This is a genomic window from Streptomyces sp. NBC_00433 (assembly GCA_036015235.1).
Lineage (GTDB): Bacteria > Actinomycetota > Actinomycetes > Streptomycetales > Streptomycetaceae > Actinacidiphila.
The window spans coordinates 1,566,888-1,590,966 of the sequence record CP107926.1; the positions used below are offsets into that span (position 1 = coordinate 1,566,888).

General features: G+C 68.2%; 20 protein-coding genes and 4 pseudogenes. 12 read left to right on the plus strand and 12 right to left on the minus strand.

Annotation, left to right across the window (positions count from 1 at the left end):
* Window positions 1-3: 3 nt before the first annotated feature.
* A complete protein-coding gene (locus OG900_06125) occupies window positions 4-2,835 on the plus strand; it encodes a cation-transporting P-type ATPase (GenBank protein ID WUH89754.1) in 2,832 nt (943 codons plus the stop codon).
* Window positions 2,836-3,082: 247 nt separating this feature from the next.
* Here the strand turns inward: OG900_06125 and OG900_06130 are convergent, their stop codons facing one another.
* On the minus strand, window positions 3,083-3,409 hold the full coding sequence (locus OG900_06130; protein WUH89755.1) for a cytoplasmic protein: 327 nt from the start codon (window positions 3,407-3,409) through the stop codon (window positions 3,083-3,085).
* 353 nt (window positions 3,410-3,762) lie between these two features.
* Between OG900_06130 and OG900_06135 the strand changes: the two genes are divergently transcribed.
* The 4 genes and pseudogenes from OG900_06135 to OG900_06150 all read left to right on the plus strand — a co-directional run bounded on the left by OG900_06135 (window position 3,763) and on the right by OG900_06150 (window position 5,871).
* The gene (locus OG900_06135) at window positions 3,763-3,909 is read left to right on the plus strand and encodes a hypothetical protein (GenBank protein WUH89756.1); all 147 of its coding nucleotides are present in this window, start codon (window positions 3,763-3,765) and stop codon (window positions 3,907-3,909) included.
* Between the two features lie 378 nt (window positions 3,910-4,287).
* Window positions 4,288-4,671: a hypothetical protein gene (locus tag OG900_06140; protein ID WUH89757.1), complete on the plus strand. Its 384-nt coding sequence runs from the start codon at window positions 4,288-4,290 to the stop codon at window positions 4,669-4,671.
* Between the two features lie 99 nt (window positions 4,672-4,770).
* Window positions 4,771-5,142, plus strand: a pseudogene (locus tag OG900_06145) (integrase core domain-containing protein).
* 303 nt (window positions 5,143-5,445) lie between these two features.
* Window positions 5,446-5,871, plus strand: a complete 426-nt coding sequence (locus OG900_06150; protein WUH89758.1) for a hypothetical protein — start codon at window positions 5,446-5,448, stop codon at window positions 5,869-5,871.
* Window positions 5,872-5,914: 43 nt separating this feature from the next.
* Here OG900_06150 and OG900_06155 read toward each other — a convergent pair whose 3' ends face one another.
* A complete protein-coding gene (locus OG900_06155; protein ID WUH89759.1) occupies window positions 5,915-7,117 on the minus strand; it encodes an IS110 family transposase in 1,203 nt (400 codons plus the stop codon).
* A gap of 618 nt (window positions 7,118-7,735) precedes the next feature.
* Between OG900_06155 and OG900_06160 the strand changes: the two genes are divergently transcribed.
* Window positions 7,736-8,668 (plus strand): SDR family NAD(P)-dependent oxidoreductase, encoded by a 933-nt coding sequence (locus OG900_06160; protein ID WUH89760.1) that lies wholly within the window; start codon window positions 7,736-7,738, stop codon window positions 8,666-8,668.
* On the opposite strand, the pseudogene OG900_06165 reads toward OG900_06160, so the two are convergent.
* Window positions 8,661-9,286 (minus strand): annotated as a pseudogene (locus OG900_06165) (alpha/beta hydrolase). The gene OG900_06160 and the pseudogene OG900_06165 overlap by 8 nt on opposite strands.
* 172 nt (window positions 9,287-9,458) lie before the next feature.
* On the opposite strand from OG900_06165, the pseudogene OG900_06170 reads away from it, so the two are divergent.
* The 3 genes and pseudogenes from OG900_06170 to OG900_06180 all read left to right on the plus strand — a co-directional run bounded on the left by OG900_06170 (window position 9,459) and on the right by OG900_06180 (window position 12,860).
* Window positions 9,459-9,680: pseudogene (locus OG900_06170) on the plus strand (IS1380 family transposase).
* A gap of 394 nt (window positions 9,681-10,074) precedes the next feature.
* Window positions 10,075-11,361 carry an SMI1/KNR4 family protein gene (locus tag OG900_06175; protein ID WUH89761.1) on the plus strand — a complete coding sequence of 429 codons (1,287 nt, stop codon included), beginning with the start codon at window positions 10,075-10,077 and terminating at the stop codon, window positions 11,359-11,361.
* A 122-nt stretch (window positions 11,362-11,483) separates the two neighbouring features.
* A complete protein-coding gene (locus OG900_06180; protein WUH89762.1) occupies window positions 11,484-12,860 on the plus strand; it encodes an IS1380 family transposase in 1,377 nt (458 codons plus the stop codon).
* Window positions 12,861-13,577: 717 nt separating this feature from the next.
* Here the strand turns inward: OG900_06180 and OG900_06185 are convergent.
* The 3 genes from OG900_06185 to OG900_06195 form a co-directional block, all read right to left on the minus strand.
* Window positions 13,578-14,537: an NADP-dependent oxidoreductase gene (locus OG900_06185; GenBank protein WUH89763.1), complete on the minus strand. Its 960-nt coding sequence runs from the start codon at window positions 14,535-14,537 to the stop codon at window positions 13,578-13,580.
* A gap of 279 nt (window positions 14,538-14,816) precedes the next feature.
* Window positions 14,817-15,404 carry a TetR/AcrR family transcriptional regulator gene (locus tag OG900_06190; protein ID WUH89764.1) on the minus strand — a complete coding sequence of 196 codons (588 nt, stop codon included), beginning with the start codon at window positions 15,402-15,404 and terminating at the stop codon, window positions 14,817-14,819.
* Between the two features lie 148 nt (window positions 15,405-15,552).
* The gene (locus tag OG900_06195) at window positions 15,553-15,936 is read right to left on the minus strand and encodes a tautomerase family protein (protein WUH89765.1); all 384 of its coding nucleotides are present in this window, start codon (window positions 15,934-15,936) and stop codon (window positions 15,553-15,555) included.
* A gap of 478 nt (window positions 15,937-16,414) precedes the next feature.
* On the opposite strand from OG900_06195, the gene OG900_06200 reads away from it, so the two are divergent.
* A complete protein-coding gene (locus OG900_06200; GenBank protein ID WUH89766.1) occupies window positions 16,415-16,987 on the plus strand; it encodes a TetR/AcrR family transcriptional regulator in 573 nt (190 codons plus the stop codon).
* Window positions 16,988-17,113: 126 nt separating this feature from the next.
* A complete protein-coding gene (locus OG900_06205) occupies window positions 17,114-18,097 on the plus strand; it encodes a zinc-dependent alcohol dehydrogenase family protein (protein WUH89767.1) in 984 nt (327 codons plus the stop codon).
* 150 nt (window positions 18,098-18,247) lie between these two features.
* Here OG900_06205 and OG900_06210 read toward each other — a convergent pair whose 3' ends face one another.
* The 3 genes from OG900_06210 to OG900_06220 all read right to left on the minus strand — a co-directional run bounded on the left by OG900_06210 (window position 18,248) and on the right by OG900_06220 (window position 20,293).
* Window positions 18,248-19,348, minus strand: coding sequence for a Gfo/Idh/MocA family oxidoreductase (locus OG900_06210; protein ID WUH89768.1), 1,101 nt, complete (start codon window positions 19,346-19,348; stop codon window positions 18,248-18,250).
* A 54-nt stretch (window positions 19,349-19,402) separates the two neighbouring features.
* Complete coding sequence (locus OG900_06215; GenBank protein ID WUH89769.1) at window positions 19,403-19,573, minus strand: hypothetical protein; 171 nt, start codon at window positions 19,571-19,573, stop codon at window positions 19,403-19,405.
* 405 nt (window positions 19,574-19,978) lie between these two features.
* The gene (locus tag OG900_06220; GenBank protein WUH89770.1) at window positions 19,979-20,293 is read right to left on the minus strand and encodes a hypothetical protein; all 315 of its coding nucleotides are present in this window, start codon (window positions 20,291-20,293) and stop codon (window positions 19,979-19,981) included.
* Between the two features lie 186 nt (window positions 20,294-20,479).
* Here OG900_06220 and OG900_06225 point away from each other — a divergent pair.
* Window positions 20,480-21,136 (plus strand): annotated as a pseudogene (locus tag OG900_06225) (integrase core domain-containing protein).
* 53 nt (window positions 21,137-21,189) lie between these two features.
* On the opposite strand, the gene OG900_06230 reads toward OG900_06225, so the two are convergent.
* The 3 genes from OG900_06230 to OG900_06240 are packed head-to-tail and all read right to left on the minus strand — an operon-like array spanning window position 21,190 to window position 23,773.
* Window positions 21,190-21,927: an amino acid ABC transporter ATP-binding protein gene (locus OG900_06230; protein WUH95634.1), complete on the minus strand. Its 738-nt coding sequence runs from the start codon at window positions 21,925-21,927 to the stop codon at window positions 21,190-21,192.
* A gap of 50 nt (window positions 21,928-21,977) precedes the next feature.
* Entirely contained in the window at window positions 21,978-22,856 is an 879-nt protein-coding gene (locus tag OG900_06235) for an amino acid ABC transporter permease (protein WUH89771.1), read from the minus strand.
* On the minus strand, window positions 22,853-23,773 hold the full coding sequence (locus OG900_06240) for an ABC transporter substrate-binding protein (protein ID WUH89772.1): 921 nt from the start codon (window positions 23,771-23,773) through the stop codon (window positions 22,853-22,855). Before OG900_06240 ends, OG900_06235 begins: the two co-directional genes overlap by 4 nt.
* Window positions 23,774-24,079: the final 306 nt, after the last annotated feature.

Below are 24,079 nucleotides of genomic sequence, written 5' to 3' on the forward strand. Positions count from 1 at the left end.
CCCATGGTGCTGTCAGCCGGCATCGACCTGCCGAACGGAACAGGCCCGCCGAAACCGCCGGTACTGCCTGATCCGGACAACGCCGAGGACGGGGACGAGCGCCGGCAGCCCGCCGAGTTGTTCCGCGATCTGCGCACGTCCAGGGAAGGACTCGCCGGCCGCGAGGCCGCCCGCAGGCAACGTGTCTACGGGCCGAACGAGCTGACTCGCCGCGAAGGGCGCCGCTGGCCGGGTGAACTTCTGTCCCAGTTCACCCAGCCGCTGGCGATCCTGCTGATGCTGGCGGCGGTCCTGGCCTGGGCGGGAGGCACCCCGGCCCTGTCCGTCGCCGTGATCGCCGTCATCCTGCTCAACGCCGGCTTCGCCTTCGCCCAGGAGATGCAGGCCGAACGCGCCGTCGAGGCGCTGGCCGCGTTCCTGCCCGCCACCGCCCGAGTGGTCAGAGACGGGACGCGCTGCGAGATCGCGGCCCGCGACCTGGTGCCCGGCGACATCCTGGTCATCGCCGAAGGCGACCGGGTCTGCGCGGACGCGCGCATCATCGACGGCTCAGTCCAGCTGGACCTGTCCTCGCTGACCGGCGAATCGCTCCCGGTGAGCCGCTCCGCCGACCCGGGCCCAGCGGCCGGGCCCCTGCTCGAAGCCCTGGAGCTGGTCTTCAGCGGCACGACCTGCGGCGCCGGCGAGGCCGAAGCAGTCGTCACCCGTACCGGCATGCACACCGAGCTGGGGCGGATCGCGACACTCTCCCAGCGCGATACGACCGAACGCAGCCCTCTGGAGAAGCAGGTCAGGCGGGCCACCTGGATCATCGCGGTGGTCGCGGTGCTCATCGGAGCGGCCTTCCTGCCCGTGGGCGTCGCAGCCGGACTCGGCTGGAGCGCCGCGATCAGCTTCTCGATCGGCCTGATCGTCGCCAACGTGCCCGAGGGCCTGCTGCCCACCATCACCTTGGCCCTGGCCGGTGGTGTGCGCGAACTCGCCCGTGGAGGAGCCGTCGTCAAACGGCTCTCCGCGGTGGAGACCCTGGGCTCGACCACGGTCATCTGCACCGACAAGACCGGCACGCTCACCGAGAACCGGATGCGGGTCACCCGGATGTGGCTGCCCGGCGCCGAACTCGACGCCGCCCGCGCCGGAGACGATCCGCGAGCCCGGCTGCTCGCCGCAGCCGGCGCCGCCTGCACGACGGCCGACGCCCCGGGCGGGAACCAGTCCGGCGGCAGCGGCGACCCCACCGAACTGGCCCTGCTGCGGCTGGCATCGGACCTGGGCGTGGCGGTCACCCCGGCACGGCGCAAGGCCGCACGAAGGGCGGTCTTCCACTTCGACGCCCATCTCAAGCGCATGTCGACCGTGGACGACGACGCGGGCACGGCAGCCGACGACCGGGCTGGCACCGCACACGGAGCCGGCGGCGCGGTCGTGCACACCAAGGGCGCACCCGAGGCCGTACTGCCCTGCTGCACCCGCCTGCTGGACGCCGGCGGGCAGGACCAGGACCTCGACGAGACTGCCCGCACGGACCTGGGCGCCGTCATCGACCGCTACGCCGCGTCGGGCCTGCGGGTGCTCGCCGTGGCCCAGCGGGTCCTCCCCGCCGGCCAAGCGGTACCCGACGACCGGACGCGGGCGGAGACCGGACTGACCCTGATCGGCCTGGTCGCGATGACCGACCCGCCCCGCGCGGGCGTCGCCGAAGCGGTCAAGGCCGCCCACGGCGCGGGGGTACGTATCCACGTCATCACCGGTGACTACGGACTGACCGCCGCCGAGATCGCCCGGCAGGTCGGCATCGGCGACAAGGGCAGCCCCGTCGTCGCCGGCGAGGCACTGGACGCGATGAGCGACACCGACCTGGACACCCTGGTCTCCGCCGACCAGGAGATCGTGTTCGCCCGGACCTCCCCGGAAGGAAAACTCCGGATCTGCGAAGCGCTGCGCGCCCGGGGCGAAGTGGTGGCGATGACCGGAGACGGCGTCAACGACGCACCGGCCCTGCGGCACGCGGACATCGGGGTGGCCATGGGCCGTTCGGGAACCGACGTCGCCCGCGAAGCGGCGACCATGGTGCTCACCGACGACAACTTCGCCACCATCGTCTCCGCCGTCGACGCGGGAAGGAGAGTGTTCGACAACGTCCGCAAGTTCGTCCTCTACATCTTCGCCCACGCCGTCCCCGAGGTCGTGCCCTTCCTCGTCTTCGCCCTCTCCGGCGGCGCGATACCCCTGCCGCTGACCGTCCTGCAGATCCTCGCCGTCGACCTCGGCACCGAGACTCTGCCCGCCCTGGCGCTGGGACGCGAACCCGCGGAACCCGGACTGATGAACCGCCCGCCGCGCCCCCGCACCGCCGGCGTCATCGACCGCCCGCTGCTCATCCGCGCCTGGCTCTTCCTCGGCACCATCTCCGCAGCGCTCGTCATGGGCGGCTTCTTCTTCACCCTCTGGCGCGCCGGATGGTACCCCGGCGACGCCACCGACGGCGGAGCGGCCCTGCACCACGCCTACCTGCAGGCCACGACCATCACCTTCGCCGGCATCGTCGCCTGCCAGATCGGCACCGCCTTCGCCGCCCGAACCGACCACGCCTCCCTGTTCACCATCGGTCTGCGCTCCAACCCGCTCCTGCTGTGGGGCATCGCCTTCGAACTGGCCTTCACCGCGACTGTCATCTACACGCCCCCGCTCCAGCACATCTTCGGCACCGCCTCCCTCAGCGCCGCACAACTGGCCGTCATCGCCCCGTTCCCCTTCATCGTCTGGGGAGCCGACGAACTGCTCCGCTGGAGCCGCCGCCGGAACACACCAGGCCGGCGGCTCTCGCCGCAATAGCCGTCAGTCAGCGGGCAGGACGGCCACCAGCGCCCGCTGTAGCGCGACCCGGGCACGGCCCTCCCGCCCACGGATGCACCGCGCACACGTCCCGCGCCCCTGGGCCAGCGAACCGGTGGCGGCGAGTACGGCGGGCGGGGCCGGTGTGGCGTACGGCGCCACCGCGCAGGGGCCGGGCCCTGCGCGAGTGTCCCGCCGAGGTCAGGCATCACATCCGCCCGGCCGCTGTCGGCAGCCCGGCTTCCGGTCAGGTCCGGCTGGGCCCCAACGGGCTCTGGGCCTGGGGCGCGGGCGCGGGTTCCTTCAGCTCCACGAAGATCACATGTGTCTCGGTGTCACCGATGTTCTCCCCGGCGTGCTCCTGTGCTCCGATCCAGCGTGCCTGGCCGGCCTCAAGTTCCAGATCGCGCTGCTGGTCGCCGGAGGTGAGCCGCCGGGCGAAGGAGGTCAGGGTGTACATGACGCTGTCGGGGTGGTCGTGGGGTGTGGTCCTGCCGCCCGGCTGGTCCCGGTATTCGAGGACGCGGACGCGGTCGTTCTCGAAGATCACCTTGTAGAACTCGGAGTTGGTCACTACCGGATCGTGACTCACGGCTGCCTCACAGGAGTTGGCCTGCCTCTATGGGACTTCAGCCCCATGGAATCAGAGTGCCGCAATGGCCGTGCCGGTTCCGTACGCGCCGCTGAACCGGCCCTCGCCTCGTGTGACAGCGCGCCCCGGCCGACGATCGGCCGGGGCGCGTAGGTATCGCGGGTATCGCGAGGCGGGTGTGTGCTCTGCCCGACGATTCCAGGGCGACCGCGGCCTGCGTGTCGGGGATGGTGGCGCTGGTCCCGGTCTGCAGGTACCGATAATTCATCCGCGCAGGTCACGGTGTCGATCGCCTGCCTGCCTTCCCCGGGGCATGAGCGGCATCATGATCTGTCGTGCTGCTACGCCTGGCCTACCTCACCGCGACCAACGCCTTCGCGTTCCTGCGCCGGCACCGCAGCAGGCGCACCGGGGGGTGCGGCCGGCTGCTGCCGTGCCGAAGGGCGCGCTCGGCCACGTCGTCGAGCAGCTCGTCGAGGTAGAAGCGCGTGGCCTGCTGCTTGGTGTCCCCGGAGCCGTACGTCTCCTCGCCCGTCTCGATACGGCGCGGACGCGCGGTCTTTCCCTAGAACGGCTCCACTCGGCCCGCCCCCCGTTCTCCCGCAGCCTCACTCCGGGTGACGGACATTAGCAAGGAGTACCCTTCGGGCCGGACGGTTCGCAGAATCTCCCCAACTCCGGTCCAAGGGTTCGCCTGCGGATGTGGCGCGAAGGCGCCCATGGTCAGTGTGCGAAGACAAACCTGGACACTTTCGCGACAGCACTCTATGCCCGGATCGACCCCTCTCTGTCAGCCTTGAGTGAGACGTCCCGCTTCGTCGGGTTAGCTTGAGAGGGCACGACAGGAGACCCACCCCCTCATGACCAGCACCACGCCTGCCGGACCCGACCCGGCCGCGCGGCCGAAGCGCCGCACCCTCAGCCCCGAGTACAAGCTACGGATCGTGGCCGAGTACGACGCCGCACCCCACAGCGAGAAGGGTGCGGTCCTGCGCCGCGAACGCCTGTACCACTCGCGCGTCAAGGAATGGCGGGCCGCGCGGGACGCCGGGGCCCTGGAGAAGCTGGTCGACAAGCGCACCAGCCCGGCGAGGCCGAAGAGGCCGGCTGCCGGGGCGGAGAACGAGAGGCTGCGCCGCCAGGTGGAACGGCTGGAGAAGGAACCGGCCCGGAACAAGGCTGCGCTGGAGGTCATGGGAAAAGCTTCCGCGCTCTTGGAAACGATCTCCGAGAGCGCGGACTGAACGCTGCCGCCGAACCGGTGGTCGACGACGCGTTCACCGGCATCGGTGACAAGCCCGGTGTCACGGCGGCCTGCCGGCTGACCGGCCGCTCCCGGACCACCCACTACCGCCGTCTGCGGCCCCCGCCCGAGCGAGACCGTGAAGTACATGTCCGACCACCCCGAGCAGTTCGATTCGCTGGCCCACGCCCGCGAGTGGTTCGAGGCGTTCATCGCGTACTACAACCACGAGCACCGGCATTCGGGCATCGGCTGGCACACGCCCGCCAGCATGCACTTCGGCACCGCCGAGGAGGTCCGAGACCACCGGGCCGTCACCCTCGCCGACGCATACCGCCCGCCATCCCGAACGCTTCGGCCGACGCCCCCGACCACCCCGGACACCCCAGCAGGCGTGGATCAACGACCCGGCCAAACGCCGCGACCCCACACCACAAACCCCATAACGTCACGACCGTCTCACTGGACTTGAAATCTTCCGGGCCGGCTGCCAGGGGTTTGGGTTGCCACCGTCGCGCCACGGCTTCCCGTCCCAGCCGGGGACGCAGGGATGCTGAGTGCTTCAGTCGGCGGGACCCGCCGACTGAAGCACTCAGTCACACCACCTGCGCGCCCGTGTCCTGTTCCAGCGAAGTTTGATCGTTTGCCACTGATTCCTAATGCCGTATGTCAAGCCCCACTGGCCACGCCGAGCGCCGCCCTGGCGTCCCAGGGGTATGGAACGACGGCCTCTATCATGATCGGGACGAGTCGTTGGGGGAGGCGGGATCCGACCGTGGCATACCAACTCACGTTCTTCTGTCGGTCGGACGAGGAGAACGGGCAGGCAGCGGTCAGCCGCCTTCTGGACGAACTCCTGCCAGCTGGTGATCTCCTAGTGGCGCAACGGTCTGGTCCGTTCGTGGACGAGGTTGCCGTGTGCTCGCTGGCGACCAGGGGGCCTGCCGGGGATCCCACGGCTGACTGGCTGGCCCTTGAGTTGCACGTAGGAGTGGAGAGGATCGCGGAGTCGGTGATCGCTGCATCGCCTGGAGACGAACAGGGCATCTGGGGCTGTGACCTGCTCGCAACGGTCACTCTCACCGGGGACACTCCTGACTGGCCGCTCGCCAACCGTATCTGGAAGGCCTTGCTCCACCTCTGGAGCGCAACTCCTTGGGATGAGATGTCCGGATTCGAGATCGCAAAGAGCATGCCGTAGATCGAAACCGTGCGGGCGAGTCCAAGGAGTAATTGACCGAGGCTCAACTCGTCCCAGCAGGTGCGGGCGTCCCTGGCCGTGCTGGCTGGTAGCAGCGTTGGTCGCGCAGGAGTGCCCAGATGACGTTGACGCGTCGTCGCGCCAGGGCGAGGACGGCCTGGGTGTGGCGCTTGCCCTCGGCGCGCTTGCGGTCGTAGAAGCGCCGTGATTCCTCGCAGCAGCGGATGCTGATCAGCGCGGAGGTGTAGAAGACCCGCTGGAGCTTGCGGTTGTAGCGTTGCGGACGGCGGAGGTTGCCGCTGATCTTGCCCGAATCGCGAGGCGCGGGTGCGACGCCGGCGAAGCCGGCGAGCCGGTCCGGACTACCGAAGGCGTCCATGTCGCCGCCGGTGGCGGCCAGGAACTCGGCACCGAGGATGGGGCCCAGACCCGGCAGGCTCGCGAGGATCTCGGCGTGGCCGTGCTCGCGAAATCGGGCGCCGATGAGCTTGTCCATCTCAGCGATCTGCTGGTTGAGCGCTATTACCTGGCTGGCCAGGGTGCGGACCATCCGTGCGGCCATCTTCTCGCCCGGGAGGCTGGTGTGCTGATTCCCAGCGGCCTCCAGCGCCGATTCAGCTATCTGGCCCGCGCCGCGAACCTTGCGGTTTCGCAGCCAGGTCTCCAGCCGCCGGGGGCCGAGGCGTCGAAGCGCGGCGGGGGTCTGGTAGCCGGTCAGCAGGGTCAGTGGTCCGGTGTTGGTGAGGTCCAGTGCCCGGTCCAAGGCCGGAAAAATACCGGTGAGGTGGGCGCGGAGCCTGTTGACGGTGCGGGTGCGGTCGGCGACCAGGTCCGAGCGGTGGACGGTGAGCAGCTTCAGGTCGGTAGCGATCTCGTCACCAGTCCGCAAGAGGTGCAGGTCGCGGCGGATGCGGGCCTGGTCGGCGATGACGGCCGCGTCCTTGGCGTCAGTCTTGCCTTCGCCGCGGTAGCCCTCGGAGGCGCGGTGGATGGCTCGCCCAGAGATGTAGTAGGTGCGTTGGCCGTGGTTGAGGAGCAAGGCGATGGCCAGGGCGGCACCGCCGTCGGCGAGGTCGATGCCCCAGGTCACCTCGTCGCCCAGAGCCAAGACGTCGGCGAGCAGTTGGAGCAGTTCCGGCTCGTCGTTAGCGACGCGTCGCGACAGCAGCCGACCCCCGGTCTCGTCGATCACCACGCAGTGGTGATGGGTCTTACCTGCGTCGATACCGGCCCAGATGGCGGCCACTCGGTTCCTCCGTGCGTCGGACAGTGCGTTCGTGCCACGGACGACGTCGCTGTCGATTCCCTACGGAGCGATCGAGTCGCAATTCCTAATTGGCAGCCGAGTCGTCGTTGGGCGTCGGGCGGCCAATCAGTGGAAGCCACGAGCGGCAGAACCTTGAAAGCCATACCCGACACCCCGGGTGGGCCAACCATACGAAGGGCTCGCCCGATCCCGTGCCAACAAGGTAGGGAACCTTGACCGATTGCCTCCGCATGCGGGGTCGGCTGAGCGCTCGGTGAACGAAGTGCCGCTGTCCGGCGGACGCATCACCTTGGGCGTGGTCAGGGTCGGCAACACCGTCCGGAGGCCGGCCACCGCGATGCAACATGCCTCGCTGAGCCACTATGACGTCGAGGGACCGGTTCACCGCTTTCTGCGTCCTCCCTTAGGCGCGCAGTTCCGATTCCAGGAACCCGTCCGGGTGGACCTGCCAGTCCCTGTCCCAGCCGGTCCCGGGCGGCCCGCCACACGTGCCGCACAGTGGCAGAGCACGGCCGCAACCGGCGCACACAGTCGATGAACGATGTCCTGCCAGATGCGGCGGAGCAGCCCGTATCCGTGTCCTCCCGAGGAGCGCTCATGTCCGAGCTTTTCCGTGGTCCCTTCGACCGTCACTCGACCGCTTCCCAGGTGATCGACGGTGTCGACCTGTCAGGAAAGCGTGCCGTGGTCACCGGCGCCACTTCCGGCATCGGAGTGGAGACGGCCCGTGCGCTGGCGTCCGCGGGCGCCGACGTGACACTTGCTGTCCGGCGCCCCGACGCAGGAGAGGAGGTCGCCGCCGATCTGCGGGCCAGGACCGGCAACGAGGCGATTCACGTCGCCCGGCTGGATGTGGCGGACCTGGACTCGGTGGCTGCGTTCTCCGCCGGCTGGTCCGGCCCCCTGCACATCCTGGTCAACAATGCCGGGATCATGATGTTGCCCGAGCTGGAGCGGGGCACCGGCGGCCACGAGCAGCAGTTCGCCACCAACTACCTGGGCCACTTCGCCCTGGCTCTGGGCCTGCATCGGGCACTCGCCGAGGCGGACGGCGCACGCATGGTGACTGTGTCCTCGAGCGGGCACCTGTTCTCCCCCGTCGTCTTCGACGACCTCGACTTCCGCTTCCGTCCGTACGACGCGCTCGGCGCGTACGGTCAGTCCAAGACCGCTGAGGTGCTCTTGGCCGTCGAGGCGGACCGGCGCTGGCCACGTGACGGCATCAGGTCGAACGCGCTGCACCCCGGTGCGATCGCCACCAATCTCCAGCGGCACACAGGCGGGCTGAGGACGCCCGAGCCCTACCGCAAGACCATCGAGCAGGGCGCCGCCACCTCCGTCTTCCTCGCCGGCTCCCCGCTGGTCGAGGGCATCGGGGGCCGCTACTTCGAAGACGTCAATGAGGCCCCGCAGGTGACCTCACGGCCCGTTGAACTGGGCGTGCCGGGGGTCGCCGCCTACGCACTCGACGCCGCGAACGCCGAGCGCCTGTGGGATATCAGCAGTGCCACCGTCCTGCTCCGTTTTTGAGCAGCTTGACCGAGAGAACCGCGGAGTCGGCGTAGGGGACGACCTGGTCGTCGGTGCCGTGCGCGACGAGAACGGGAACGTCGATCCGCTTGAGATCCTCAGTGAAGTCGGTCTCGGAGAACACCGGACCCGAGGGGACATCGATGTAGAACTGGAACGATTGGCGGCGAGAGCGGTCCGCAGCTCGTCGAACGCCTCGACCGGCAGGCCGCCGGGGTTCGACTTCGACTTCAGCATGACGGGTGGGATGGCGCTGACCAGCACTGCCTTCGCCACACGACCGGCCTTGGCGCGGGCGACGTAGCGGGTGACCTCGCCTGCACCCGTCGAATGCCCGACGTGGTAGGCACCTTGGAGGTCGAGTTCGTCGGTGAGGACTGCGACGTCGGACGCGTAGGTATCCATGTCGTTGCCGGTTGCGGTCTGGCTGGAGCGGCCGCGGCCGCGGTGATCATGCGCGATCACTCGGAAGCCGTGCTCCAGGAAGAAGAGCATATGGTTGTCCCAGTCGTCGGCGCTCAGCGGCCAACCGTGATGGAAGACGATCGGCCGGCCGTCGCGAGGGCCCCAATCCTTGTAGAAGATGACTGTGCCGTCGTCGGTGGTAACCGTGCCCATTGCCATGCCTGCCCTTCTGCTGAATTACCCAGGAACTGCGCATTGCTAGCCTCGGGCTTTCGCGAGTGGGTGCCGTCCGGCAGGTGATCGAAAACGCAGAAAGTGCCTCTGAGCTGCAACGACAGGACTTGCTGAGGGTCCCGTACGTGGTAGCGAGAGAGGCACTTCCCAGGTGAAGAAGACTATCGGGTTCGCTCCGCGTGTTCGTGTCGAGGGCGGCGACCGCGGGGTGGTCTCGCCGGCTGGGGCGGTGTTGTTGGTCGGGACGGTTCGCAAGCGCGGTCTGGACACCGCGATATCGGCGGCGCCGGCGCCGGTGCCGTGGCGCAGGCCGCGGGCGGTGCACGACCCGGGCAAGATCCTGCTGGATGTGGCCCTGGCCGTCGTACTCGGGCGGAACTGGACGGGCTGGAAGAATAGCTGGTCAAGCAGCTGGACCAAGTACGGGCCGAGCGGGACGAACTCGCGGTCGCCGAGCGGGTCCTGGCGCGGATGAGCGAGCAGGTCGCTGGGGATCGAGCTGCCAGCGCGCCGATGACGAAATCCGACAGCACGAACGAGTACCCGTGAGAATCCGACAGCCTCAGTGCGACAAGGCACCGGTCGTAACGCTGGACAGGCCACGACCTCACTTCGCTTCGCCAACTCTCGTGCACATCCGCCAGCTGAAGCGCTCAGTCACAGCTTCCACTGTCATTGGCTCCGCGTATGGTCTGCGCATGGTTGATCAGAGCCCCCCCTTGCCATCGGTATGCGACTTCGCGGCCTGGGAACCCGTACTCCGGCTCATGCTGGCGGACGACACAGAGTGGCGTGCAGCCCGGTCGGCCCGTGTGGCAGGACGCATCAGTCAATCCGGATACAGCATCGCCCATCGGGGATCCATGTCGTCGACAGCGCGGATCGCGGCGGAGAACATACAGAGGGCGCTCACGCGCGGCGGAGTCCAGGAGGTCGCATTCAGGGCGGAGGCTCAACCGGACGGACGGACCACGCTCGGGCTGGTCTGGCCGAGCCCGGCTGTGGAACCGGTCTACGGCTACCCGGACCTGGGGGTGCTCGTCCTGGCCGATGGCTCCCTTCCCGCACCCTGGCTCCGCCGCCCCGATCCGGTGCCCGGGGCGGTACCGGCACCATCGGCGGATCCTGAGTTGCTGGAGTGGACGCTCCGCGAACGGTTGCCCGACGCCATCGGCGCGACGGAAGAGGAGATCGCTGCCGCCGAGGCACGCCTCGGTGTCACGCTGTCCGATGAGCTCAAGGTGCTCTACCGGGTGGCTGGGGGGGACTGGGGCCACGACTTCGAAACGGCGATGCGCATCGACAAGGCGGTCGGCTGCGAGATCTCCGGCGTGGAACACCTGTTCAGCATCGAAGCGGCGTCCCGTTACCCCGGCTGGGACCTCGGCGCGACGGATGCGATCTGTACCCTGCCGGACGCCGCGGTGCAGGGCCTGGGCGGCTCACCGGGCTGGATCGGCTTCGGCAGCAACGGCGGCGACGTGTTCGCATTCGACCTGACCCCCGGCCCGCGCGGGCACTTCGGGCAGATCATCCTGGTCCATCACGCGGAGAGCCTCGGTGCCGAGCTCGTGGCCGATTCCCTCACCGATTTCGTTCTGGGCCGAGTACAGGAGGAACGCCGTGACCCCCGCGGAGACGAGCTTCCTGCCGTGGCCAGGGTCGGCACCGGATGCCTTGAGACGATCCAGGCCGCCGCCCATCCCACCCTGGAAGTCCTGTCCCTCGGCGCTTGGGACGGCGCGCCGTTCAATCTCGCGCCTGTCGCCGGGTTGCCCCACCTGCGCACTCTCACCGCCATGCCTGGCACACTGGCCGACCCCCTGGAGGTCGCCGGGCTCACCGCACTGGAGTTCCTGGCCCTCGGCGTGCAGGAATGGCGTGTCCTGCTGAAGGCCGGAGCCGTCCCGCGCACTCTGAAAGCCGCAGCCGTCAAGGTGCGGCACCAGGACCACCTGCCCGTCGTGGCCATCGCCAACGAGATCCTGGCCCTTTGGGACCGGCCCCAGATCGTACAAACGCTCCTTGAGGGAGACCTCGGCCCCGCAGCCTAGCCTCGCGCTTTCGCGACTGCGGGTGTCCGATGCTTGATCAAATAAGCGAGGAGCGCATCTGACCTGGGACGATGGGACTTGTCTAGGATCCATGTCGTCGTCAGGAAAGCTGCACTCCTCAGGTGAAGAAGACTACCGGGTCGTACCCCCGTGTCCGGGTCGAGGGCGGTGGCCGGCAAGTGGTCTCCCAGGCCGGGGCCGTGCTGCTGGCGGAGACGGTCCGCAAGACCGGGCTGGACAGTGCGATATCAGCGGCTTTGGCGCCATGGCGAAAGCAGCGGGCGGTGCACGATCCAGGCAAGATCCTGCTGGATATGGCGCTCGCGGTGGCGCTGGGCGGGGACTGCCTGTCCGATGTCGCCATGCTGCGGGCCGAGCCGGCGGTGTTCGGGCCAGTGGCCTCCGACCCGACCATCTCCCGCCTGGTCGACACGCTTGCCGGCAGCGGGAAGCGCGCGCTGGCCGCGATCCGCCAGGCCCGCGCCCAGGTCCGCGAACATGTCTGGGCGTTGGCCGGGGACACCGCCCCCGACCAGGGCGGACAGGTGATCGTGGACCTGGACGGGGTACTGGTGATCGCGCACTCGGACAAGCAGGACGCCGCAGCGACCTGGAAGCGGACCTTCGGCCACCACCCGATCATGGCCTTCGTCGACCACGGGGCGGGCGGCGCCGGTGAACCGGTGGCGGGCCTGCTGCGAGCGGGGAACGCGGGCAGCAACACCGCCGCCGACCACATCACCGCCACCCAACAGGCCTTGGCTCAGCTCCCGAAGAGGTTCCGGCGCGGGCGCCGCACACTGATCCGCACCGACTCCGGCGGCGGCACCCACGAGTTCGTCAACTGGCTCGCGGCGCGGGGCCGGTGGCTGTCGTACTCGGTCGGCATGACCATCACCGACACCATCCACCAGACCGTACTGAAGGTCCCAGCATCGGCCTGGACCCCGGCCGTCGAACCTGGTGGCGAGGTCCGCGACGGCGCCTGGGTAGCCGAGATCAGCGGAGACTGCCTGAAGGGGTGGCCGAAGGGAATGCGGCTGATCGTCCGCAAGGAACGCCCACACCCCGGAGCCCAACTGCGCTTCACCGACGCCGACGGCATGCGCTTGACCTGCTTTGCCACCAACACCCCCGGCGAGGCCATCGCCGGGCTCGAACTGCGCCACCGCCAGCGCGCCCGCTGCGAGGACCGCATCCGAGACGCCCGCTCCACCGGCCTGCGCAACCTCCCGCTCCACGGCCTCGCCCAGAACCAGATCTGGCTGGAGATCGTCCAGCTCGCCCTGGACCTGCTGGCCTGGATGCCGATGCTCGCCCTGACCGGCAAGACCCGCCGCTGGGAATCCAAGAAGCTTCGCTTCCGCCTGTTCTCAGCCGCCGCGCAACTCGTCACCACCGGCCGCAGCCGCTACCTCCGCCTCGCGGCGCACTGGCCCTGGACCGACGTGATCACCGCAGCGGCCGACCGGCTCCAAGCCCTGCCGAACCCCGGCTGACCAGCACCTTCGAGTCCCTGCGGACAGCATCACCCCACCGGAGCAGTGGAACCCGGCGCCTACCCGACGCGACAGCCGGGCCACCACCATTCTCACAACCAGCCCGCAACAGAGAAACGGCCCGCCGCAGAAACCGACGGACCGTCATGCAAGATCGAGGCTAGTGCAGCCAATTCTGGTGACGGAGTCCGTCGCCGCCCTTGATCTCGCGGGATCGTGGGCGCGACGCATGTCCGGCCTGTCTACGTCCATGTGGGCTGGCTCACACGTCGAGTGTTCTCCAGCCGGCCACCGCCAGAACCACACAGGAATTCGAGTAGGGAGGCCTCACACGGTGGGCGCTACGGAGCAATTCCGTCATGACACCCGGTCAGGCGTCGGGGAAGCCACCCGGGAGGGGATCCAGCTGCAGGCGCGTCAAGGTCAGACGGCGGATCAACCACCGGCCGCTCTCCTTGCGGTACTCCTCGTGGTAGTGCCCCCAACCGTGAATCCCCCTTGGAACAGTTCCCGAAGCCGAGCCCATTTCCGTATGTCCACAAAGCGGCAGTAGCGGGCCGTGGTCTTCTTTATTTCCTCGACGTCCGCCAGAGTTTGCAGATCCGACATGTGTTTCTCCGTCAACTAGGACACCTGGCGCTGCCGTCGGCTCTCAACCTGCGGCAGCGTCGGCCGTGAATCGTCCGAGCGCCCGGCCGTCATCGCACCGGTGCGCTGTCAGAACTCGAGGATCAGGCGCCCGCGCACACCCCCGGCTTCGAGGAGGCGGTGGGCGTCCGCCGCTTCCTCGGGCGGGAAACGGCCTGCGACCCTCAACGTCAACTCCCCTTCGTCGGCGAGCCGGCGGAGCAGCTCAAGCTTGTCCCGACGGCCGTCGTAGTCGTGGACGAACGTTGCGAAAAGCTGCACGCCCTGTCTCTTGGCCGCCTCCTCGAACGCTCCCTGCCCGGACACACCGCGCACGGAGGCAAGCCCGCCCCCCTTGCGGATCGCGCCGAGCAGGGGAGCTCCGATGACCGCCGCGTCCACTACGGCATCGACACCGCGAGGGGCCAGAGCGCGGAACCGCTCGGCCTCGTCAGAACCGCGGGGAACGACTTCGTCTGCTCCCAGGGCAGCGACCAACTCTGCGTCTGCTGACGACGCATCCGCCAGCACGCGGTGCCCGGCAGCTTTGGCCAGTTGCACCGCGAAACCCCCGACCGCTCCGGCGGCACCCGTCACTGCGAGAGTGCTGCCCGTCGCCAAGTCCAGCTGATCGAGTGCACGCAGGGCGGTCAGTCCGTTGAGTGGGACCGTGGCTGCCTCGGCGTCAGTGGTTCCCGCCGGCGCCGGTACGACCCAGGAGCCAGGCAGTACGACCTGTTCGGCGTATCCGCCGCCTCTGGGCAACGTCGGATTCACCATGGCCATCACCCTGTCTCCGACAGAGAACCCGAGGTCGGGGCCAGCGCCAACCTCATCGATCGTGCCGGCCACGTCAAGTCCGGGAATGATGGGCTCCGGACCATGGAACCGCAGGGGTGACACGCCACTTCTGATCATGGTGTCCGCCGGGCTGACGGCCGCAGCCCCGACGCGGATCCGGACCTGGCCGATGCCGGCATGAGGTGTATCTCGATTGACGACCTGGAGTACCTCCGGGCCGCCGAAGCTGAACAGTCCTACTGCTTTCATAGCGGATCCACATCACACGTAGGGGGTATGGGGTTCTCGTTCGATGCTCTCGGTGCTTGCGGCACTCCGCTGGCCGGCATGCAACCGCCGGCCCCTGCGGTGTCCGGGCCACGCCACCCATGCGATGACGTACGGGGCGCACCCAGGGTGGCTTTCGGGGCACCAAGGCCCGCTGTCTGGGCATGCCGGCCGGCCGCCCCCCACTGATGTACGCGTGTGGGAGGTCCGGCTGGTCAGGCGAAGGAGGATTCGCCTATCTACAGCCGCCGTCTGTGCAGATCAGGCCGGCGCGAGAGGCATAAGGGCGGTTTCCACGTTTTCCATCAGCGCCTGACGGTCCGGGGCGATGGCACCCATGACGCGGATTCCCTGCATGAAGGTGAGGAGATAGCGGGCGAAATCCCGAGCGCACCGGTTGTCGGAGAGCTGCCCGTCCGCCTGGGCCTCGGCGATCACCTCACACAGTGCGTCCTCCAAGGAGGACGTCGTAGTGCGCACGTGTGCGGCAACCTGAGGATCGTGGGCAATGCGTTCAGTGACCGCGCCGACGATCAGACAGGCATGCCGGTTGCCGTCACGCACCACTTCGTCGACCGTGCCGACCAGGACTTCACGCAGCAGGTCAAGAGCCGGTGCCCCGCCGCGAAGGATGTCGATCAAGGGCGTGGAGTACTTCTCCCGGTATCGGTCCATTGCAGCCAGGTAAAGGCCGTCCTTGCTGCCGAACGCGGCATAGAGCGACCCTCGACCGAGTCCGGTGGCATCCACCAGATCCTGGATCGACGTCCCTTCGTAGCCCTTGCGGCGAAAGGCGTTCATCGACGCTTCCACCGCGGCCTGGGTGTCGAACTCCCTCAGTCGTGCCATACCGGTAGATTACGCAATCAGGAACGATCGGTCAAGTAACGCGCCCCGCCGACGAGCCCGTACGCGAGCGACCGCGCGCGACCTCAGGTCGGCCACAAGACGGCCGCCACGGGTCCACGCACCGGCGTCGTGTCACGCCGAGCCGCCGTCAGGTCCTGGGGTCATTAACCGGTGCGGCCTTCGCCCACTCTTCGCGCGTAGTCGGGTTGCCGTCGATCGATTCTATGATCTTCTTGGAGTTCCCCAGGACCTCGCCGAGTGACGCCGGTCCGCGGAAGGGACGCCCACCCATATGCCAACCGTCGGGGTGGAGTTCTTCAATGAGAACCCAAACAACCTCGCGAAACGCTTCAGATCCTTCGAACTGGACCATTACGTCACTGAGCACCTTTGCCATGGCATGCTTTTCTTCCTCCGAGAACATGCCCTCCACGAGCTTTACGTTGACAAACGGCATTTTCCTCCTCGCGATATTTGCGATGTTCGTGACTATTTCCCCCCGGTCGCGCCAGGTCGCAAGAGGGGTGATCACGAGGCACATAGTCCGCCAAATAGTCCTGCACGTCGGCGAGTTGTGGCTTCGCCCGGCAGGACGGACTCCATTCATGGGATTTCACGTGAACGCGTCCCTCTCGAAGAGGCCCACCGTTGCCACGGAATTCATAAATCGGGTCCGCTCACAAGTGGCACCACTCTTGCCAATGAGCGCACGGGAAACGATCCCTGGTCAAAGCCATGAACATGGGGTGGCGGACAGGTCATGCGTCCGCCCGGGGAGGATCGGCGACAACCACAGCGCTGCCCCTCCACGGCCACCGCCACGCCGGGTATGGGGCGGCCAAGTGATCGCCGGTGACGCCTCGTGTGCAGACTAGATGCCCCCTGGGCTGGGTGGCGTGGGTCACTTCCCCACGGTGCGTGCAGCCGCCCCTGGGTTCCTGATGGGCGCAGGCGTCGGCTTGGGTTTCTTAATCAAACGTACTAGTCTGTCTGATTAAGGAGGTGCAGTCATGGCGACGCAGATCAGGAAGACGAAGTCGGAGGAGAGGATTCTCGCTGCCGCGGCCGAGCTGTTCTACGCTCACGGGCTGCGTGGCGTCGGCATCGATCAGGTCCTGGCGGTGTCGGGTGTTGCAAAGTCGACACTGTATGTGCACTTTCGCACCAAGGAGGAGCTGATAGCGGCGTATCTTCGCAGGACAGACGACTCCTGGATGGCGCAGCTACAGGAAGCCGCCGCACGAGCGGGTGATGGCCCTCGAGACCGTCTCGTCGGCCTGTTCGACGCTCTGACAGACGCTTTCGACCGCCACGGGTTCTTCGGCTGCCCGTTCGTCAGTGCGGCGATCGAGACGGACCTCGACTCGGAAGCCCGCGCCATCACTCTGCGGCACATCCGACGACGTCAGGCGTGGCTGACCGAGCTGGGCGAGCAGGCAGGTGCTGAGAGTCCCGCTGCACTTGCCCAGCACATAGGACTCCTCATCGACGGCGCTCTGACCTCTGGTCGCCTGCTGCAGGACAGGGCCGTCGTGGACGAGGCGAAGTCCGCGGCACGGCGCTTGGTCGCCGACCACACCTGATCACAACGCACGCGAGCGCCCCACCGACGTGGCCTGCTCGGCCCGACGCAGGGACGCGGCTCCCGCCGGCGGCGTCCGCGATCACCATCCGATGCACAGGATCCGATAAACAGGAAAGGCACGCTCATGCGCGCGATGGTTCTCGAAGAGTTCGACACTCCCCTGGTCCTTCGGGAGATCGAAAAGCCCGCTCCAGGACCGGGCCAGGTGCTGGTCAAGATCTCGGCCAGTGGCGTCAACCCGCTGGATGCCAAGATCCGGGCCGGCAAGGCGCCCCACGCAAGGCGCACACCTCCAGCCGTCCTGGGCCTGGACATGGCAGGTGTGGTCGAGGAGGTCGGTATCGGCGTCCACGACTTCGCCCCCGGCGACGAGGTCTTCGGCCTGACCGGAGGTGTCGGAGATGTACAGGGCTCGCTCGCGGAGTACGCGGCGGTGGATGCCCGTCTCATTGCACGCAAGCCCGCCTCTCTCACGCTGCGCGAGGCCGCGGTCCTGCCCCTGGTCTTCATCACCTCGTGGGAGGGGCTGGTGGACCGGGCGCGGGTTCACTCGGGACAGAAGGTCCTCATTCACGGCGGAGCCGGCGGCATCGGCCATGTGGCCCTGCAGATCGCACGGTCCCGCGGTGCTGAAGTCTTCGCCACCGCGTCCTCCTCGCACCTGGAGGCGGTCGAGCGACTGGGAGCCACTCCCATCGACTACATGGCCACCCCCGTGGAGGAGTACATGGCCAAGTGCACCGGCGGTGAGGGGTTCGATGTCATCTTCGACACCGTCGGTGGCGCCGTGCTCGACAATTCCTTCAAGGCCGCCCGCACCTACACCGGCCACGTAGTCAGTGCCCTGGGCTGGGGAACCCATGCTCTCGCTCCCCTCTCCTTCCGTGGGGCGACCTACTCCGGCATCTTCACCCTGCTGCCGCTGCTCACCGGGCGCGGGCGGGAACGGCACGGAGAGATCATGCGTGAGGCTGCCGCCCTCGCCGACGCGGGGGCGCTAAAGCCGATGCTCGACCCCAGAAGCTTCACCCTCACTGACATCGCCGCAGCCCATGAGGTCGTTGAGAGCGGTGCGGCACAGGGCAGGGTCGTGGTCGACATCGGATGAGCCGACTCCTGACCTGTCGTCAGCGATGAGATTCACGTTTGCCGACCGGCGGGTGCCTCACGCGGTGCCCGGAGATGGTCCTGTGCCACCTTTGGTGGGCATTTCGCACCGCACCCTGTCCCGTCAAGTGCGGCGATGTGACGCGCGGGACTATCGGGGGGTCTGGCCGATTCGTTCGGCGGAAGAGCGCTCCACCGCGTCCAGGAACTGGTGCCGACGGTGGGCGTAGGCGAAGTCGGGGACGGTGTGCGTGCCATCCCGCAGATCCCGTGCCAGATTCGTGTACAGCGCTGCCACATTCCGGCTCGGCCCCGAGAGGCCATCCGGGATGTCGCGCGTGTACTCGGCAGGAATGTCGATCGGGGTTACCGTCGCATCCTCACCGAATCCGGCCTCCACGGTGAGGTCGGTCACCTGAAGGTTGCCCCACGGTGCGGTCACCACGATGTCTCCGTCGGTGCCGTTGATCTCCCAGCGGAAGTTGTCACCGCGGGACACGCCACCGCGATAGAAGACGGAAGCCGCAGCGCCGCCCTCGAGCGTGCCGATGAGGGAGATCTGGTCCGGGGCCGTCACCGGAATGACCTTGCCGCCGTCGTCGCTGACGATGACTTCCTTCCGCCCCACGACGAGGTTGGTCGAAAGGTGTTCGAACTCGCCGAGAGCGACGTTGAGTGCGTCGACGGCGTGGAGGGCGGCGGCGGTCAGCGGTGTGGCCCCCTGGCTGTTGTCGAACCAGTAGGTGTGGTTCTTGGTTGTCTGCGGACCCCATACCATGCCGGAGGCCACCATGGTGGTGCCGATGACTCGGCCAAGACGTCCCTCCTCGATCAGCCGGCGCGCGTAGCGCAGCCCGGGGTGGTAGCGCCCCTGGAGGCCGATGACCGTGCGCACACCGGCGGCTTCGGCACGCCTGGTGAGCTCGGTGGCCTCGTCCAGGTTCAGGGCCAGGGGCCATTCGGCGTAGACGGTCTTGCCGGCCTCGATGGCCGCCGAGATGAGTTCACGGTGATAGGGCACCCTCACTGCCACTACGACGACGTCGACTCCGGAGTGCGCCAGGAGGTCGGTGTGGTTGTCATAGGCGCCCTGGACTCCGAACTCCTTTGCCGCTGCCAGTGCAGACTCCTGACGCGAGGTGCTGACGGCCCGCAGCTCGTAGTCGGGCAGCGCCTTGAGGGCAGGGATATGGCTGATGGAGGCCCAGCCTCCTTGGCTGCCCCCGATGATACCGACGCCGATGGTGCTCACTGTCTTGACTCCTGGGAAGAGGGCTCATGACGAGCCGGATGGTGGGGTGGGTGGCTACGTGACCGACGTGGCGGGCGCAGTCCAGTTCGGGACGGGGTCCACTCGGAAGCGGATCAGGAGACTGCTGTCGATGTACCAGTGGCCGTGGATCCGGGTGTACGTGTCGTGATACTCACCGTAACCGCGGAAGCCCTCTTTGCAGCTGGAGCCAGGCGGGAAACTCACGTAGTCCTCCATGGCCCAGAAGTAGCGTGCTTTGAGGTGACGGATGTCCGTCCGCTCAGGAGCGCCACGCCAGGGGCCTACGGGGTCTCCGCTCGTCCATGTTCCCTGCCTTCTACTCAAGGTGCGCCCAGGGCGAGCGCCCTCAGGTCCTTGCAGTGAACAATATCTGGAACGTTTAGTCAAGAAACAAAGCCTGCTGCAACCGTCAAGGCCGGAAATAATCCGGATCGATCATTCCATTAAGGCTCCCCCTGCGGCGGGAGGGGCGTGCCGTTCCGGCGGGCGGCGCTGCAGGCGGTGGTGGCGGTCCGCAGTGCGGACCCGACGGCGGGCCGGGCCGTGGCTGCCTGACGGTTTCCACCGGACATCGCGGCGCCTTGGGTGAGCCGGACTCGCGCGTCGGCGTCAGGAACGAAGGGTGCGCAGGCCGGTGCGGATCTCGCCGACCAGCATCTCTGGCTGTTCCAAGGCCGCGAAGTGCCCGCCCTCGTCGGCCTCGCCGTAGTGGATCAGGTTGCTGTAGGTGTCTTCGATCCAGCTTCGTGGCAGGCGTGGGATGTCCCTCGGGCAGACGGTCACCGCGACCGGGAGCGTCAGTTTCGGGCCGGCGAGGGTGCCCGATTTGTTTCCCAATAGATGCGGCCGGACGACGCTGCGCTGTTGGTGAACCAGTAGAGGGATATCGCGTCGAGCATGTCGGTGCGGGTGCCGATAAATCATCCGACCAGGTCACGGCCGTGATCGCCGGTCTCCACCTGCGCCTGCTCCTTCCCCTCGATGTTCGCCTGCGCAGGGGATGAAGGCATCATGATCTGTCGTGCTCCTGCGCCTGGCCTACCTCACCGCGACCAACGCCCTGGCGCTCCTGCGCCTGCTGCCGATGAGCGACGACGGTAAAGACATCCCACCGTTCGGGAAATCCTCAAGGAGCACGGCATCCCACCCGCCCCGGAACGAGCGAGCACGACGTGGGCCGACTTCCTGCGCGGCCAGGCCGGCGCCCTGCTCGCCTGCGACTTCTTCGAAACCCGCACCCTGACCGGGGCCCGACTCTACGTCTTCGCCGTCATCGAGCACTCCACCCGGCGCATCCGGATCCTGGGCGCCACCACACACCCCACCGCACGCTGGGTCGTACAGCTCGGGCGCAACCTCGTCATGGACCTCGAAGAGGCAGGCAGCAAGGCCGGCTTCCTGATCCGCGACCGCGACTCCACGTTCACGACCGCCTTCGACGCGCCACTGACGGACGCCGGACTGAAGGTCGTCACCACCGGCGTCCGGATGCCGCGTCTGAACTCCATCATGGAGCGCTGGATACAGACCTGCCGGCGCGAACTCCTCGACAGAACACCGATCTGGAACCAGAGCCACCTTCCGCACGCGCTCCAAGAGTTCGAAACCTTCTACAACCAGCACCGACCCCACCGCACCCTGAAGCAAGCCGCTCCGCTCCACCCACTACCCGAGCCGATCAGCGGGCCAGGACACATCAGGCACTCGGAGGTCCGCCGACAAGACCAGCTCGGCGGAACCCTCCACGAGGACCAGCATGCCGCTTGACCAGCCCGGATGATTAATCGGCACCCGCACAGCCCCTATCCGGGCGGGGCCGCCTACAGCCGCCCCGCCGCGGTGATCCGCCGCAGGAAGTCCTGGGTGCGCCGCTCGCGCGGCGCGCCGAAGACCTCGGTTGCAGTGCCGCGTTCCAGCACCACCCCGCCGTCGAGGAAGCACACCTGGTCGGCCACCTCGCGTGCGAAGGCCATCTCGTGGGTGGCGATCACCATCGTCATGCCCTGCTCCTTCAGGTCGCGGACCACGGCCAGGACCTCGCCGACCAGTTCGGGGTCGAGCGCGGCCGTGACCTCGTCGAGGAGCAGCAGCCGCGGCCTGGTGGCGACCGCCCGCAGGATCGCCACCCGCTGCTGCTGTCCGCCGCTGAGCCGGTCCGGGTACTCCCCGGCGCGGTCGGCCAGGCCCAGCCTGCCCAGCAGCTCGCGCGCACGCTCTTCCGCCTCGGCCCGCGGCACCTTGTGCACCCGGCGCGGTGACAGGGTGATGTTGTCCAGCACCGTCATGTGCGGGAAGAGGTTGTACGACTGGAAGACCACTCCGATCCTGCGGCGTACCGCGTCCTGGTCGGCGCGCGGGTCGGTGATCTCCGCACCGTCCAGCAGGATGGCGCCGTCGTCGACCTCCTCCAGGAGGTTCACGCAGCGCAGCAGCGTCGACTTGCCGGAGCCCGAGGCGCCGATGAGCGCGGTCACGGTGTGGGCGGGCACGTCCAGGGTGATGTCCCGCAGCACCAGGGAGCCGCCGTAGGTCTTGCGCACCGACTCCAGGCACAGCACCGGCGGGTCCGCCGGCGCGGGCACGGCGTCCTTCGCCGGCGGGTCGGCGGTCATACGGCGCCGCCCTGGGACTGGCGCCGGTTCATCCGGGCGGTCACCCAGTCGGTGAGGCGCGTCATGGGGATGGTGAGCGCCACGAAGATCACTCCGGCGACGACGTAGGGCGTGTAGTTGAAGGACCGAGACGCGACGATCTGGGCCGCCGCGACCGCGTCCACCGCACCACCGATGGAGACAAGACCGGTGTCCTTCTGCAGCGACACCAGGTCGTTGAGCAGCGGCGGCACGACCCGGCGCACGGCCTGCGGCAGCACCACGTACCGCATGGTCTGGGCGCTGGTCAGGCCCAGCGAGCGGGCCGCGGCGCGCTGGCTGGGGTGCACGGTCTCGATGCCGGCCCTGAACACCTCGGCCACATAGGCGGTGTAGGTCAGGCACAGCGCGAAGCCGCCCAGCACGACCGGGTCGTTGGGAACCCCGTTCAGCCGCAGCGCGGGCAATCCGAAGACGACGGCGAGCAGGCAGATGATCAGCGGCAGCCCGCGGAAGAAGTCCACGTATGCCGTGGCAAGGGCGCGCAGCGGAAAGAAGACCGGGCCGCGCAGCGTACGGACCACGGCCACCAGCAGCCCGGCGGCCAGCACGATCGCGCCGCACACCACCATCAACTGGACGTTCAGCCATAGCCCATGGAGCACGTCTGGCAGCGACTTCCTCGCGTAGTGCCAGTTGAAGAAGGTCTCCCGGGTGCGCGACCAGCCCGGTGAACTGACCACGAGCGCGACCAGCACGGCCGCTGTCGCGAGCGTGCTGCCGGCCGCCAGCAGGCCGGCCCGGCGGGTCCTGGCACGCCGGAAGCGCTCCCGTTCGATCCGCCGAGCGGACGGCTGGTAGAGGTCCGGCGGAGCCGGGTCGTCCCGGACCGTCACGACAGCAGCGGTGCGTCGACCGCGTCGGAGAGCCACTGCTTCTCCAGCGCGGCGAGCGTGCCGTCGGTGCGCAGCGCGGTGACGGCCTTCGACACGCACGCGGTCAGCCGGCCGCCCTTGTCGAGCACCAGCCCGAACTGCTCGGGCGTGCCGTCGGCGGCGGCGAACTGCCCAACGACCTTGGCGTCCTGGACCTCGGCGCCGGTGATATAGAAGGCGGTGGGCAGGTCCACCACGATCCCGTCCACCTGGCCGTTCTTCAGCGCGGCGACGGCCAGGTCGTTGCGCTGGAAGGCGGCGGGCTTCTTCGACGGCTTCACCACGTCGGTGATGGTGTCCAGGCTCGTGGTGCCGATCTGCGCGCCCAGTTTGGCGTCCTTGAGGTCGGCGATCGAGTGCGCGTCGGCGATCTTCGACCCCTTGCGGGCGATCACCGTCTGCCGTACGTCGTAGTAGCCGGGCGAGAAGTCGACGGTCTTCTTGCGGTCGGCGTTGATCGAGACCTGGTTGATGTCGAAGTCGAAGCTCTTCGCGCCGGGCGCGAAGGCTGAGTTGAACGGCACGGTCTTCCAGGTCACCTGGTCCGCGGTGTAACCGAGCTGCTTGGCGACGGCGTAGGCGACCGCCGACTCGTAACCCTTGCCGTTGGAGGGTTTGTTGTCCGAGAACCAGGGGTCGTACGCCGGGTTGTCGGTGCCGATGGTGAGGGTGCCGGCGGAGTGGGTGGGCAGCGCGCCCGACGGGCAGGCGTCGGCTGCGGTGGTGGACGCCGAGCTTCCGCCCCCGGACGACGACGGCGTGTCGGACGCCGTGGAGTCGTCCTGCGGGGAGCAGCCGGCGAGCGCGAGGACGAGTGCGAGCGGGGCGACGGCCGCAAGGGCGGCGCGGTTCCGGGACAGTCGGATCACGGGACGCATGGCGGGACCTTGACATCCCGCGCGCTGCCTGTCCACGCGATTCGGGTCGTTGTCCGGATGGCGGACGTTTGTGTCCGCGGCATTGCGCGAACGGTCGCCATCGCCGAGGTCGACCAGGGACAGCGTGTGCGTCTCCGGGACCACCACGACATGCGCCGGGTGTCCGACAAAGGGGAGTCCGCGTCAGCACGCGGAGTTGACGGCACAGGACAACTACGGGGCAGGGGTGGGTCATCTCCGCCCGCCACACCGGGTCACCCATCGGTCCGGCCAGATCCTCGATGGCTCGCGCCTCGGAAGCGGCCC

Excerpts from the sequence above, each read along its gene's own strand:
- OG900_06125 (WUH89754.1), top strand. The coding sequence starts at position 4 with ATGGTGCTGTCAGCCGGCATCGACCTGCCGAACGGAACAGGCCCGCCG.
- OG900_06140 (WUH89757.1), top strand. The coding sequence starts at position 4,288 with ATGACCAGCACCACGCCTGCCGGACCCGACCCGGCCGCGCGGCCGAAG.
- OG900_06160 (WUH89760.1), top strand. The coding sequence starts at position 7,736 with ATGTCCGAGCTTTTCCGTGGTCCCTTCGACCGTCACTCGACCGCTTCC.
- OG900_06175 (WUH89761.1), top strand. The coding sequence starts at position 10,075 with ATGCTGGCGGACGACACAGAGTGGCGTGCAGCCCGGTCGGCCCGTGTG.
- OG900_06185 (WUH89763.1), bottom strand. The coding sequence starts at position 14,537 with ATGAAAGCAGTAGGACTGTTCAGCTTCGGCGGCCCGGAGGTACTCCAG.
- OG900_06190 (WUH89764.1), bottom strand. The coding sequence starts at position 15,404 with ATGGCACGACTGAGGGAGTTCGACACCCAGGCCGCGGTGGAAGCGTCG.
- OG900_06200 (WUH89766.1), top strand. The coding sequence starts at position 16,415 with ATGGCGACGCAGATCAGGAAGACGAAGTCGGAGGAGAGGATTCTCGCT.
- OG900_06205 (WUH89767.1), top strand. The coding sequence starts at position 17,114 with ATGCGCGCGATGGTTCTCGAAGAGTTCGACACTCCCCTGGTCCTTCGG.
- OG900_06220 (WUH89770.1), bottom strand. The coding sequence starts at position 20,293 with ATGATTTATCGGCACCCGCACCGACATGCTCGACGCGATATCCCTCTA.
- OG900_06240 (WUH89772.1), bottom strand. The coding sequence starts at position 23,773 with ATGCGTCCCGTGATCCGACTGTCCCGGAACCGCGCCGCCCTTGCGGCC.